Origin of the sequence: Streptomyces sp. 5K101 (genome assembly GCF_046506645.1) — a bacterium.
GTDB lineage: Bacteria > Actinomycetota > Actinomycetes > Streptomycetales > Streptomycetaceae > Streptomyces.
In genome coordinates, this window is record NZ_JBKFFO010000001.1 from 55847 (window position 1) to 69314 (window position 13468).

General features: G+C 72.9%; 11 protein-coding genes and 1 pseudogene. 10 read left to right on the forward strand and 2 right to left on the reverse strand.

Annotated elements, in window-relative coordinates; genetic code table 11:
- The first annotated feature begins 496 nt into the window (after nt 1-496).
- The 5 genes and pseudogenes from ACLB9X_RS00300 (at nt 497) to cobC (ending at nt 6150) form a co-directional block, all read left to right on the forward strand.
- Nucleotides 497-2533, forward strand: a complete 2037-nt coding sequence (locus ACLB9X_RS00300) for a putative cobaltochelatase (RefSeq protein ID WP_410358113.1) — start codon at nt 497-499, stop codon at nt 2531-2533.
- Nucleotides 2533-3141 (forward strand): cob(I)yrinic acid a,c-diamide adenosyltransferase, encoded by a 609-nt coding sequence (gene cobO, locus ACLB9X_RS00305; protein ID WP_410358114.1) that lies wholly within the window; start codon nt 2533-2535, stop codon nt 3139-3141. The genes ACLB9X_RS00300 and cobO overlap by 1 nt, the downstream gene beginning before the upstream one ends.
- Nucleotides 3135-4529: a cobyrinate a,c-diamide synthase gene (locus ACLB9X_RS00310; RefSeq protein ID WP_410358115.1), complete on the forward strand. Its 1395-nt coding sequence runs from the start codon at nt 3135-3137 to the stop codon at nt 4527-4529. Before cobO ends, ACLB9X_RS00310 begins: the two co-directional genes overlap by 7 nt.
- Nucleotides 4530-4537: 8 nt before the next feature.
- A pseudogene (locus ACLB9X_RS00315) lies at nt 4538-4948 on the forward strand (cobalamin biosynthesis protein); the annotation flags it as partial.
- Nucleotides 4949-5046: 98 nt separating this feature from the next.
- Nucleotides 5047-6150, forward strand: coding sequence for an Rv2231c family pyridoxal phosphate-dependent protein CobC (cobC, locus tag ACLB9X_RS00320; protein WP_410358116.1), 1104 nt, complete (start codon nt 5047-5049; stop codon nt 6148-6150).
- Between the two features lie 71 nt (nt 6151-6221).
- On the opposite strand, the gene ACLB9X_RS00325 is transcribed toward cobC, so the two are convergent.
- Nucleotides 6222-7163, reverse strand: coding sequence for an SCO1860 family LAETG-anchored protein (locus tag ACLB9X_RS00325; RefSeq protein WP_410358117.1), 942 nt, complete (start codon nt 7161-7163; stop codon nt 6222-6224).
- Between the two features lie 424 nt (nt 7164-7587).
- On the reverse strand, nt 7588-8673 hold the full coding sequence (locus ACLB9X_RS00330) for an amidohydrolase family protein (protein ID WP_410358118.1): 1086 nt from the start codon (nt 8671-8673) through the stop codon (nt 7588-7590).
- A gap of 114 nt (nt 8674-8787) precedes the next feature.
- Here ACLB9X_RS00330 and ACLB9X_RS00335 point away from each other — a divergent pair, with 114 nt between their 5' ends.
- The 5 genes from ACLB9X_RS00335 (at nt 8788) to thpD (ending at nt 13404) form a co-directional block, all read left to right on the forward strand.
- Nucleotides 8788-9885, forward strand: a complete 1098-nt coding sequence (locus ACLB9X_RS00335; RefSeq protein ID WP_410358119.1) for a pyridoxal-phosphate-dependent aminotransferase family protein — start codon at nt 8788-8790, stop codon at nt 9883-9885.
- A 347-nt stretch (nt 9886-10232) separates the two neighbouring features.
- On the forward strand, nt 10233-10781 hold the full coding sequence (gene ectA / locus ACLB9X_RS00340) for a diaminobutyrate acetyltransferase (RefSeq protein ID WP_410358120.1): 549 nt from the start codon (nt 10233-10235) through the stop codon (nt 10779-10781).
- Between the two features lie 25 nt (nt 10782-10806).
- Nucleotides 10807-12075: a diaminobutyrate--2-oxoglutarate transaminase gene (ectB, locus tag ACLB9X_RS00345; RefSeq protein ID WP_410358121.1), complete on the forward strand. Its 1269-nt coding sequence runs from the start codon at nt 10807-10809 to the stop codon at nt 12073-12075.
- A gap of 30 nt (nt 12076-12105) precedes the next feature.
- Nucleotides 12106-12504: an ectoine synthase gene (locus tag ACLB9X_RS00350; RefSeq protein WP_410358122.1), complete on the forward strand. Its 399-nt coding sequence runs from the start codon at nt 12106-12108 to the stop codon at nt 12502-12504.
- 3 nt (nt 12505-12507) lie between these two features.
- Nucleotides 12508-13404, forward strand: a complete 897-nt coding sequence (gene thpD / locus ACLB9X_RS00355) for an ectoine hydroxylase (RefSeq protein ID WP_410358123.1) — start codon at nt 12508-12510, stop codon at nt 13402-13404.
- Nucleotides 13405-13468: the final 64 nt, after the last annotated feature.

Here is a 13468-nt window from a genome sequence, read left to right on the forward strand (position 1 = left end):
GGCTACGAGGGCTCCGCCCTCGGACTCGGCCCCTGCGGCACGGCGTCCGTGGGGCGGACCTCTGCCCCGGGCCGGGGCACACTCCCCGCACCCCGTTGCCGGGGCTCCGCTCCCGGCGCGGCGGCCGTGGAAGTGACCTCCGTCCCGGGCCAGGGCACAGCCCTCGGACCCGTTATGGGGGCTCCGCCCTCGGACCCGCCCCCTGCGGCACGGCGGCCCGTGGGACGGACCTCCGTCCCGGGCTGGGGCACAGCCCCCGCACCCCGATGCCGGGGCTCCGCCCCGGGACCGCACCTGCGCGGCCCGGCCGCCGTGGGGCAGACCTCCGTCCCGGACCGGGGCACACTCCGCGCACCCCGTTGCGGGGGCTCGGTTCCCGCAACCGCCGGGCGTGGGTGGCAGGCACGGTGGGTGCGGCTTGCGGGCCCCGACGTTTTCCGCGGACAGGCGACTTGCGCCGGCGTTCGCGTACATCCAGTAGAGGAGCGATCGACGCATGAGCACCCCCTATCCGTTCACCGCGGTCGTCGGGATGGACGATCTACGGCTGGCCCTCCTGCTCAACGCGGTCAGTCCTGCGGTCGGCGGCGTGCTCGTGCGTGGTGAGAAGGGGACCGCCAAGTCCACCGCCGTGCGGGCGCTCGCGTCGCTCATGCCGGATGTCGACGTCGTCGCCGGATGCCGGTTCTCCTGTGCGCCGGCCGCACCGGACCCGGCCTGCCCGGACGGTCCGCACGAGGGCGGTGACCCGGCGGCGCGGCCGATGCGGCTGGTCGAGCTGCCCGTCGGCGCCTCCGAGGACCGGCTCGTCGGCGCGCTCGACATCGAACGCGCCCTCGCCGAGGGCGTGAAGGCCTTCGAGCCGGGCCTGCTCGCGGACGCGCACCGCGGGATCCTGTACGTCGACGAGGTCAACCTGCTGCACGACCACCTGATCGACCTGCTGCTGGACGCCGCCGCCATGGGCGCCTCGTACGTCGAGCGCGAAGGCGTCTCCGTACGGCATGCCGCTCGATTCCTTCTCGTCGGGACCATGAACCCCGAGGAGGGCGAGTTGAGGCCCCAGCTTCTCGACCGGTTCGGGCTGACCGTCGAGGTCGCCGCCTCCCGGGACCCCGACCAGCGGGTGGAGGTCGTACGGCGCAGGCTGGCGTACGACGACGACCCGGCCGGGTTCGCGGCCCGCTGGGCGGACGAGGAGGCGGCGCTGCGGGAGCGGATCGTGGCGGCCCGGAACCTGCTGCCGCGCGTGGTCCTCGGCGACGCGGTGCTGCGTCAGATCGCGGCCACCTGCGCGGCGTTCGAGGTGGACGGCATGCGCGCGGACATCGTGATGGCGCGTACGGCGACGGCGCTGGCGGCCTGGGCGGGACGCGAGGAGGTCGCCACCGACGACGTGCGCCAGGCCGCGCTGCTCGCGCTGCCGCACCGCAGGCGGCGCAATCCCTTCGACGCGCCGGGCCTCGACGAGGACCGGCTCGACGAGACCCTGGAGCAGTTCGGCGACGACGAGACCGACCCCGATCCCGACCCGGACCCCGGTCCGGACGGCGGCGGCCCCGGCGGAGGCGGTCCCGACGGCGGCGGGGTGCCGCCGCAGGGCCACGGCCCTGACACGTCGTCCGAGCCCGCCGGGACGGAGACACAGCCGGCACCGGCCCCCGGTGCCGGGCAGGGTGAGCAGCAGCCGGTGCGGGCCTCGGAGCCGTTCCGCACGAAGGTGCTCAGCGTGCCCGGTCTGGGCGAGGGCGCGGCGGGCCGCAGGTCCCGGGCGCGTACCGAGCACGGGCGGACGACTGGATCCCGCCGGCCCCGGGGCACGCTCACGAAGCTCCACCTGGCCGCCACCGTGCAGGCCGCGGCCCCGCACCAGCGCGCTCGCGGGCGCAGCGGTCCCGGCCTGGTGGTCCGCCGGGACGATCTGCGGCAGGCGAACCGCGAGGGCCGCGAGGGCAACCTCGTGCTGTTCGCGGTGGACGCGTCGGGCTCGATGGCGGCGCGGCAGCGGATGAGCGCGGTCAAGGGCGCGGTCCTGTCGCTGCTGCTGGACGCCTACCAGCGGCGCGACAAGGTCGGCCTGGTCACGTTCCGCGGCAAGGACGCCGAGCTGGTGCTGCCGCCGACGTCGTCGGTCGACGCGGCCGCCGCCCGGCTGGAGCAGCTGCCGACGGGCGGCCGTACGCCCCTGGCCGCGGGCCTGCTGAAGGCGCACGAGGTGCTGCGCGTCGAGCGCCTGCGCGACCCGTCGCGCCGCCCGCTGCTGGTCGTGGTGACGGACGGCCGCGCCACGGCACGGGGTGCGGGGGACGCGTTCGCGCTCGCCCTGCGCGCCGCGCGGCTGCACGCCGCCGAGGGAACCGCGTCGGTCGTCGTGGACTGCGAGTCGGGACACGTACGGCTCGGTCTGGCCGGCACCCTCGCCGGCGAACTCGGCGGCACCGCCGTCACGCTCGACGAGCTGCGTGCCGACTCGATCGCCGGTCTCGTCAAGGACGTTCGCACCGTACACGCCATCAGCAGAAGGGCCGCCTAATGCCGCAGGGAAAGCCGACCGTCGTACCGGACGACGGACTCACCACCCGTCAGCGCCGCAACCGCCCGCTCGTGTTCGTGCACACGGGCATCGGCAAGGGCAAGTCGACCGCCGCGTTCGGGCTCGCGCTGCGGGCCTGGAACCAGGGCTGGCCGGTCGGGGTGTTCCAGTTCGTGAAGTCGGCCAAGTGGAAGGTCGGCGAGGAGAACGCGCTCAAGGTGCTCGGCGCGAGCGGCGAGGGCGGCACGGTCGCCTGGCACAAGATGGGCGAGGGCTGGTCGTGGATCCAGCGCCCCACCGCCGAGGGCGAGCTGTCCAACGAGGACAAGGCCCGTGAGGGCTGGGAGCAGGTCAAGCGGGACCTGGCGGCACAGACGTACAAGCTGTACGTGCTGGACGAGTTCGCCTACCCGATGCACTGGGGCTGGATCGACACCGAGGAGGTCGTCGAGGTGCTGCGCGAGCGGCCCGGCACCCAGCACGTGGTGATCACCGGACGCAACGCCCCGCAGAAGCTGATCGACTTCGCCGATCTCGTGACCGACATGTCGAAGGTCAAGCACCCGATGGACGTCGGGCAGAAGGGCCAGCGGGGCATCGAGTGGTAGCACGTCTCGTCATCGCCGCGCCGTCCTCCGGCGCGGGCAAGACCACGGTCGCGACGGGCCTGATGGCCGCGTTCGCCGACCGCGGTCTCGCGGTCTCGCCGCACAAGGTCGGCCCGGACTACATCGACCCCGGCTACCACGCGCTGGCCACCGGGCGTCCCGGCCGGAACCTCGACGCGTACCTGTGCGGCCCGGAGCTGATCGCGCCGCTCTTCGCGCACGGCGCGCGCGGCTGCGAACTGGCCGTGGTGGAAGGCGTGATGGGCCTGTACGACGGCGCCGCGGGCCAGGGCGAGCTCGCGTCGACCGCGCACGTCGCGAAGCTCCTGCGGGCACCCGTGGTCCTGGTGGTGGACGCGTCGTCGCAGTCGCGGTCGGTGGCGGCGCTGGTGCACGGGTTCGCGTCCTGGGACCCGGAGGTGCGGATCGGCGGGGTGATCCTGAACAAGGTCGCCACCGACCGGCACGAGCGGCTGCTGCGGGAGGCGCTGGCGGAGTCGGGGGTGCCGGTCCTGGGCGTACTGAGACGCGCGCCCGCGGTGGCGACGCCGTCGCGGCACCTCGGGCTCGTGCCGGTGGCCGAGCGGCAGGCCGAGGCCGTCGACGCCGTGCGGACGCAGGCCGAGCAGGTACGGGAGGGGTGCGACCTCGACGCGTTGCTGGCCCTCGCCCGGAGCGCGCCGGCGTTGTCGCACGCTCCGTGGGAACCGGCTGTCGTGGAGCGGCTGCCCGCCGGTGGTGGGCCCACGGCGGAACGAAGGCCCACGGCCGGCCCGGTGATCGCTGTCGCCGGCGGGCCCGCGTTCACCTTCTCGTACGCCGAGCACGTCGAACTGCTGCATGCCGCCGGCGCCGAGGTCGTGACCTTCGACCCGCTGCGGGACGAGCACCTCCCGGACGGGACGCGGGGGCTCGTCGTCGGCGGCGGATTCCCCGAGGTGTACGCCCCCGAGCTGTCGGCGAACGAGTCGCTGCGCAAGGCCGTCGCCGAGCTGGCACGCGCCGGGGCGCCGGTCGCCGCCGAGTGCGCCGGGCTGCTGTACCTCGCGCGTTCCCTGGATGGGAAGCCCATGTGCGGGGTCCTGGACGCGGACGCGCGCATGACCGGGCGGCTCACGCTCGGCTACCGGGAGGCCGTGGCCGTGGGCGACAGCCCGCTGGCCGCGGCCGGGACGCGGATGCGCGGCCACGAGTTCCACCGCACCGTGCTGGAGCCCGGGGCCGGGCCCACGCCCGCGTGGGGCATGGTGCGTCCCGAGCGCAGGGTGGAGGGCTTCGTGCACCAGGGCGTGCACGCCAGCTACCTGCACACGCACTGGGCGTCGCGGCCCGAGGTCGCGGCCCGGTTCGTCGAGGCGTGCCGGGTCAACGGTGTTCCCGCTCCATGACCGCCCGGCCCGCTCTTGTCGTCGGCGTCGGAGCGTCGCGGGGTGTGCCCGTCGACGAGGTGGTGGAGCTCGTCCTGACGGCGTTGCGCGAGGCCGGCCTCGCGGCGGCCGACGTGGCGGAGGTCGCCACGCTCGACGTGAAGGCGGGAGAGCCGGGGATCGTGGCCGCGGCCGGGCGGCTGGGCGTTCCCCTGGTGGCGTACTCCGCCGAGCGGCTCGCCTCCGTGCCGGTCCCGGGCCCGTCCGGGGCGGCGCTGGCGGCGGTCGGGACGCCGTCGGTCGCCGAGGCCGCGGCCCTGGCGGGCGGCGGCGAACTGCTGGTGCCCAAGCGCAAGTCGGGTCCCGTGGGGCGGCCCGCGGGTGTGACATGTGCCATCGCGCGGAGGTCCACGCGTACGTCCCAGGGCCCTGCCGGGATCCGGCGGCAGGAGACATGATGACCGTCGTGTGTTCTTCCACCCCCCACACATCGAGGAGACCCCTGTGACCCGTCTTCCCGTACCGCTGCGCGGCGGCCATGTACACGCGCACTGACGACCGGGGCCATCCCGAACACCCCGAGCGCTCCGAGCCGTTCGGCGGGCACGACCTGCGCCACCACGGGGACGCCGAGGTCCGGGACGGCGGCCTGGGTCTGGTCGACCTCGCGGTCAACGTCCGTACCGGCACCCCTCCGCGCTGGCTGCGGGAGCGCATCGCCGCGTCGATGGACTCGCTGGCGGCCTACCCGGACGGGCGCGCCGCGCGGGCCGCGGTCGCGGCCCGGCACGGGCTGCCGGTGGAGCGGGTGCTGTTGACGGCGGGTGCGGCGGAGGCGTTCGTGCTACTCGCGCGGGCGCTGCCGGTGCGCAGGCCGGTCGTGGTGCATCCCCAGTTCACGGAGCCGGAGGCGGCGCTGCGCGACGCGGGCCACGCCGTGGGGCGCGTACTGCTGCGGGAAGAAGACGGCTTCCGGCTGGATCCGAAGGCGGTGCCGGAGTCGGCCGATCTGGTCGTGATCGGCAATCCGACCAATCCGACGTCCGTCCTGCACCCGGCCGCACAGATCGCCGAACTGGCGCGTCCGGGGCGGCTGCTGGTGGTGGACGAGGCGTTCATGGACGCGGTGCCCGGCGAGTTGGAGGCGCTCGCGGGGCGCACCGACGTACCGGGCCTGGTCGTGCTGCGCAGTCTCACCAAGACGTGGGGGCTCGCGGGTCTGCGGATCGGATACGTGCTGGCGGAGCCGGCGACGATCGCCGCGCTGGAGCGCGCCCAGCCGCTGTGGCCGGTGTCGACGCCCGCGTTGGCCGCGGCGGAGGCGTGCATGCTGGACGCGGCGCTGGCGGAGGCCGAGGACGCGGCGCGCCGGATCGCCGCCGACCGCGCCCATCTGCTGGCGGGCCTCGCAGAGTTCGACGAGGTGCGGGTGGTGGACGGCGCCGAGGGCCCGTTCGTGCTGGTGCGGGTCCGGCGGGCGCAGGAGGTGCGGGAGCGGCTGCGCGGGCTGGGCTTCGCCGTCCGGCGCGGGGACACGTTCCCGGGGCTGGACGGCGACTGGCTGCGGCTCGCGGTACGGGACCGGGCGACGACGAATCGTTTCCTGCAGGCCCTGGACCAGGCCCTGGTCATGGTGGGCTGACGCGACGCTCCGGTTTCCCGGTCCGGCCGGGCCCCTCCCAGGAGGGGCCCGGCCGGTCGGATCAGGTCGGGTCAGCCGCGGGAGCCGGCGCGCCGGCGCGTGATGACCATCGTGGCCGCGCCGCCGACGAGCAGCACAGCGGCGCCGCCCGCGATGTACGGGGTGCTGGAACTGCCGCCGGTCTCCGCCAGGTTGTCGTCGGGGCCCTGGCCGGTCTGCGGCGCGGTGTTGTCGCCCGGGTCCTGCGACGGCTGACCCGTGGGCTTCTCGGACGGCTCGGCAGGCTTCCCCTGCGCGTCGGGCGCTTCGCAGGCCGCCTCGACGAGCGTGACGTCACCGGTGACCTTGGCGACGTTGAGGTCCTTGGGGGCGACCGACACCGTCAGCCGCAGGGCCGTCGCCACGGCGGTGCGGGACGTGGTCTGCGTCTTCGACAGGTCGAGGGTGACCTCGCCGACGCCGGGCACCTCGACGCGGGTTTGTCCGCTCGCGGCGAGCTTCACCGTCTTGCCGAACACCTTGACGTGTCCGAGCACGTTGGAGGTGGCGACGGGCTTCTTGCCGGCTTCGCACACGGCCTCCGAGGTGGCCTTCTCGACCTCGACGAGCGACAGCAGGGGCACTCCGGGCACGTGCACCTGCGCGCGGACCAGGTTGCTGTACCCCGCGGCCCTGCCCTCCTCGACGGTGGCCTTGGCCGTGGCCACGTCGGCGCGCAGCACCTGGACCGGCTGCCCGTTCTCGACGCCGTCCAGCCGGACGCTGAGGGCGGTCTTCTCGGCGTTGCCGGGGGCCTGCACCTCGTTGACGGTGGTCTTGAGCGGGACCTGGACGGCCTTGTCGAGCAGCGAGACGTCGAGGCCGGCACGCAGGACGACCGCGTTCGCCTTTCCGTCGCCGTCGCCGTCGGCGTGCGCGGGCGTCGCAAGAGCCAGCGGGGCGGCGGCCAGCGCGGCGGCGGCTGTCGCAGCGGCGGCCTTGCGTGCGGGCAGGCGGAAGGTATTGCTGTTCAAGGTGGTGGAACCCCCACAGGAGACACGGCACCGCCCGCCGTCCACGGGGACACGTGGACGGCGGAGGCGAAGACACCCGCATCCTTCACGCACGGAGAGTGAACTGACATACAGCTGAGGGGACTTCACTCGAAAGTGGGGTTTCCGCGCCGGTATTCGATTCTTGTGGTACGGGCGTTCCTCTTGGCCCCGCCCGTCACCACCCCGGGGGGTGCGGCGGTACGCATGGGAGGGCCGGCTACCAGGACGGGGCCCCGCACATGGGCGAGTGAGCCGAAGGGGCGCGCGGGTGTCGAAAGGGAGAACGCCCGGAGGTCCCGAGGGACGAGGGATCGAGCACGATCGACCGTCGACACACGCTCAAGCGCCCCGTGGGGGTCCCCCCGGCGCAGCCAGGGGGAGAACCGAGCCCCAAGAGAGCGCGTTATCCGACGATCCGGCCGTTCAGCAGCACCCGCCGCGGGCCCGCCAGCGCCCGGACGTCGGCGCGCGGGTCCTCGTCGTAGACGACCAGGTCGGCCGGGGCGCCCTCCTCCAGGGCCGAACGGCCGAGCCACTGCCGCGCACCCCACGTGGTCGCCGACAGCGCCTGGAGCGGCGGGATACCGGCCTTCACCAGCTCGGCGACCTCGTCGGCGACCAGCCCGTGCGCCAGCGAGCCGCCCGCATCCGTGCCGACGAAGACGGGGATCCCCGCGTCGTAGGCGGCGCGCACGGTGTCGTACCTGCGCTCGTGCAGCCTGCGCATATGGGCCGACCAGCGCGGGAACTTGCTCTCGCCGCCCGTCGCGAGCGCGGGGAACGTGGCGATGTTGACCAGCGTCGGGACGATCGCGACGCCGCGCTCGGCGAACAGCGGGATCGTGTCCTCGGTGAGTCCCGTCGCGTGCTCGATGCAGTCGATGCCCGCCTCGACGAGGTCGCGCAGCGAGTCCTCGGCGAAGCAGTGGGCCGTCACGCGCGCGCCCAGCCGGTGCGCCTCGGCGATCGCGGCCTCCACGGCGTCGCGCGGCCAGCAGGCGGTCAGGTCGCCGGCGTCGCGGTCGATCCAGTCGCCGACGAGCTTGACCCAGCCGTCGCCGCGCCGGGCCTCGTGGGCGACGTAGGCGACGAGGTCGGCGGGCTCGATCTCGTGGGCGTAGTTGCGGATGTAGCGGCGGGTGCGCGCGATGTGACGGCCCGCCCTGATGATCTTCGGCAGGTCCTCGCGGTCGTCGATCCACCGGGTGTCCGACGGGGACCCGGCGTCGCGCAGCAGCAGGGTGCCCGCGTCCCGGTCCGTGAGCGCCTGCTTCTCGCTGGTCGCGGCGTCGACCGGGCCATGGTGGTCGAGCCCCACGTGGCAGTGGGCGTCGACGAGTCCGGGCAGCGCCCAGCCGTGCACGGTGACCGTCTCGGCGCGAGGACGGTCGTAGGTGACGCGGCCGTCGACGACCCACACCTCGTCCCGTACGTCCTCGGGTCCGACGAGCACCCGCCCCTTCACGTGCAGCACCGTGTCATCGCTCATGCCCTGCACTGTACGAGGCGTACACAGGCGTACAAGGGCGGGGACCGGGGCCTCGGTAGGCTCGACGGAAGGCCCGGGAGCCGGGCCAGCACCGCTGATCGAAGAGAGCTCGCCGTGACACACCCGCTGCTGGACCTGGCCCCGTTGACCGCCTCGCACTTCGCCTCGATCGAGCGCCGGGTCGCCGCGCTGCTGGGCACCGGCCAGGACGTGGTGATCATGCAGGGCGAGGCGCTGCTTCCGCTGGAGGGCTGCATCAGGGGCGGCGCGCGTGCGGGTTCGACGGCGCTGAACGTGGTGACCGGCCCCTACGGGCAGACCTTCGGCGACTGGCTGCGCGACTGCGGCGCCCGTGTCGTCGACCTCGACGTGCCGTTCCACACCGCAGTGACGGCCGGGCAGGTGGCGGAGGCACTGGCGGCGCACCCGGAGATCGATTTCGTCTCGCTGGTGCACGCGGAGGCCGCGACCGGAAACACCAACCCGGTCGCGGAGATCGGCGAGGTGGTCCGCGCGCACGGCGCGCTGTTCATGCTGGACGCGGTCGCCTCGGTGGGGGCCGAGCCGCTGCTGCCGGAGGTCTGGGGCGTGGACCTGTGCGTGATCGGCGCGCAGAAGGCGATGGGCGGTCCGGCGGGCGTGTCCGCGGTGTCGGTGAGCGAGCGCGCCTGGGAGCGCATGGCGGCGAACCCGGCCGCGCCGCGGCGTTCGTACCTGTCGCTGCTGGACTGGAAGGAGCGCTGGATCGACGGCGGACGCCGGGCGCTGCTGCACGCGCCCGCCCAGCTGGAGATGCTGGCGCTGGAGGCGTGCGTCGAGCGCATCGAGGCCGAGGGGCTCGACGCGGTGATGGCGCGGCACGCCTCGGCCGCGGCGGCCACGCGCGCGGGCGCGGTGGCGCTCGGCGGCGGTCTGACTTCGTACGTCCCGGAGGCGAAGGACGCGGCTCCGGTGGCGACGACGCTGCGCGCCCCGGAGGGGCTGGACGCGCGTGACCTGGTGGCGGCGGCGCTCGCCGCGGACCCCTCGCTGCCGCTGATCGCCGGTGGCGGTGCGCTGGCGAAGGAGATGATCCGGGTCAACCACTACGGCGTGGACGCGACGCGCGGTGTCGTGCAGTCGTCGCTGGCGGCGCTCGGCGGCGCACTGGCCGAGCAGGGCCGGCAGGTGGACCTGGAAGGGGCCCGGCGGGCGGTCGGCGACAACTGGTAGCACCTGCCCGCCCCTCTTCCCGCAAAACATATTCACCGCACGACCCGTAAATGCGGGGAGCAAATTCGAGTGAACAGCTCCCCGCGTTCTGCTGCCCCCGATCTCCGCGTCTAAACGCAGAGATTCCCATCGGTTTCCGGAAGTGATTCGAGGGCGTGTCAACACGGTTACAGACTTGTGATCGACCCCACATCGGAGGCGATTCGCCCGCTTAAATACGGGCAAGACGGCACGATTACCCGGCAGACGGCGAGACCGCTCGCGCCCGCGTGATAACACAGGAGGCGTTCCGACCCAACCCCTTCGCCCGATGCAATCTCGGAATTTGCTCGGTAAATTCAATTCGCATGACCGCCGCACAAGAAGACCTTGTACGAGCCCGAGAAGAATTGACCGATTCACCGGACCTGCTGGAGATCGACACCCCGCGAGTGGAGGACGGAGCCGCGATCTGGCGCATCGCCCGCGACTCCGAGGTCCTGGACCTCAACTCCTCGTACAGCTATCTGCTGTGGTGTCGCGACTTCGCGGCCACCTCCGTCGTGGCCCGCGGCCCCGGCGGCGAGCCGGTCGCCTTCGTCACCGGCTACGTACGGCCCGACCGGCCGGAGGCACTCGTCGTCTGGCAGGTGGCCGTCGACCGCGAGCACCGCGGCCGGGGGCTGGCCGGCGTCCTGCTGGACGCCCTGACGGCCAAGGTCACCGGCGGCCGCGGGGTGCGCGAGATCGAGACGACGATCACGCCGGACAACACGGCGTCCGACCGCCTGTTCACCTCCTACGCCCGGCGCCACGACGCGCCGCTGCGCCGCGAAGTCCTCTTCGACGGCGGCCTGTTCCCCGAGGGAACGCACCAGCCGGAAGTGCTCTACCGCATCGGCCCCCTCGCCGCCTGATCCCCCCACCCCCATGGAGACCGCTGTGACCATCACCCCGCCCGCCCTGAGCGTCTTCGAGACCCTCGAGTCCGAGGTGCGCAGCTACTGCCGCGGCTGGCCCGCCGTGTTCGACCGTGCGCAGGGCAGCTACCTGCACGACGAGGACGGCCACACCTACCTGGACTTCTTCGCCGGTGCCGGATCACTCAACTACGGGCACAACAACCCCGTCCTGAAACGGGCGCTGATCGACTACATCGAACGGGACGGCATCACCCACGGCCTGGACATGGCGACGAGCGCCAAACGCGCCTTCCTGGAGTCGTTCCAGAACATCGTCCTGCGCCCGCGCGACCTGCCGTACAAGGTCATGTTCCCCGGCCCGACGGGCACCAACGCGGTCGAGTCCGCGCTGAAGCTGGCCCGTAAGGTGAAGGGGCGCGAGGCGATCGTCTCGTTCACCAACGCCTTCCACGGCATGTCGCTCGGCTCGCTCGCCGTCACGGGCAACGCCTTCAAGCGCGCCGGCGCCGGCATCCCGCTGGTGCACGGCACCCCGATGCCGTTCGACAACTACTTCGACGGCCAGGTCCCGGACTTCCTGTGGTTCGAGCGGCTGCTGGAGGACCAGGGCTCCGGCCTCAACAAACCGGCCGCCGTGATCGTCGAGACCGTCCAGGGCGAGGGCGGCATCAACGTGGCCCGGCCCGAGTGGCTGCGCGCGCTGGCCGACCTGTGCGAGCGCCAGGACATGCTGCTGATCGTCGACGACATCCAGATGGGCTGCGGCCGCACGGGCGGGTTCTTCTCGTTCGAGGAGGCCGGGATCACCCCGGACATCGTCACGCTGTCCAAGTCGATCAGCGGCTACGGACTGCCCATGTCGCTCTGCCTGTTCAAGCCCGAGCTGGACATCTGGGAGCCGGGCGAGCACAACGGCACCTTCCGCGGCAACAACCCGGCGTTCGTGACGGCCGCGGCCGCGCTCGGCACCTACTGGGCCGACGGGCAGATGGAGAAGCAGACCATCGCGCGCGGCGAGCAGGTCGAGCGCGCGCTGCTCGCCATCGTCGACGAACTGGGCGGCGAGGGCGTCGGCTTCCGCGGCCGCGGGCTCGTGTGGGGCCTGGAGTTCGAGGACAAGGCATGCGCCGTCAAGGTGTGCGCCCGCGCCTTCGAGCTGGGGCTGCTCCTGGAGACGTCGGGCCCCGAGAGCGAGGTCGTGAAGCTGCTGCCGCCGCTGACCGTCTCCGCCGACGAACTGGACGAGGGCCTGCGCATCCTGGCGCGCTCCGTCCGCGAGACCGCCTGACCACCGCAGAGAGAAAGGCAACGACTCACCGTGATCGTCCGATCGTTCAAGGACATCGAGAACACCGACCGCCATGTGAAGGCCGCGTCCGGCACCTGGGAGAGCAAGCGCATCGTGCTCGCCAAGGAGAAGGTCGGCTTCTCGCTGCACGAGACCGTGCTGTACGCGGGCACGGAGACGTCGATGTGGTACGCGAACCACATCGAGGCCGTGCTCTGCGTGGAGGGCGAGGCCGAGCTGACCAACGACGAGACGGGCGAGACCCACTGGATCGAGCCCGGGACCATGTACCTGCTGGACGGGCACGAGAAGCACACCATGCGCCCCAAGACGGACTTCCGCTGCATCTGCGTCTTCAACCCGCCCGTGACCGGACGGGAGGACCATGACGCGAACGGCGTGTACCCCCTGCTGACGGAGGAGGGCTGAGAGATGACGACCGCACCCGCACGCACCGACCTGTACCCGACCCGTGGCGCGACCGAAATGACGACCCCGCGTCAGGACCCGGTCGTCTGGTCCGCCCCCGGCACGCCCGGACCGATCTCCACGGCCGACCTGATGGGCTACGAGCGCGACGGCTTCCTCGCGGTCGACCAGCTCATCCGTGACGACGAGGTGGCGCTCTACCGCGCCGAGCTGGACCGGCTGATCGCGGACCCGGCGGTACGGGCCGACGAGCGCTCCATCATCGAGCCGAAGTCTCAGGACGTGCGGTCGGTGTTCGAGGTGCACCGGCTGAGCGAGGTCTTCGCCGCGCTGGTGCGCGACGAGCGGGTGGTGGGCAGAGCCCGTCAGATCCTCGGCTCGGACGTGTACGTCCACCAGTCGCGCATCAACGTCAAGCCGGGCTTCGGCGCCTCGGGCTTCTACTGGCACTCGGACTTCGAGACCTGGCACGCCGAGGACGGCCTGCCGAACATGCGGACCGTCTCCGTGTCGATCGCGCTGACCGAGAACCTGGACACCAACGGCGGCCTCATGATCATGCCGGGGTCGCACAAGACGTTCCTCGGCTGCGCGGGGGCGACGCCGAAGGACAACTACAAGAAGTCGCTGCAGATGCAGGACGCCGGGACGCCGTCGGACGAGGCGCTGACCCGCTTCGCCGACGACCACGGGATCCGGCTGTTCACGGGCCGGGCCGGGTCGGCGACCTGGTTCGACTGCAACTGCATGCACGGGTCGGGCGACAACATCACCCCGTATCCGCGCAGCAACGTGTTCATCGTGTTCAACAGCGTGGAGAACGCGGCGGTGGAGCCGTTCGCCGCTCCGGTGCGGCGGCCGGAGTTCATCGGGGCGCGGGACTTCACCCCGGTGCGCTAGCACGCCGGGCACCCCGAGCACAGGCGGGGCCGGTCTCCTCCCCCTCCGGAGACCGGCCCCGCCC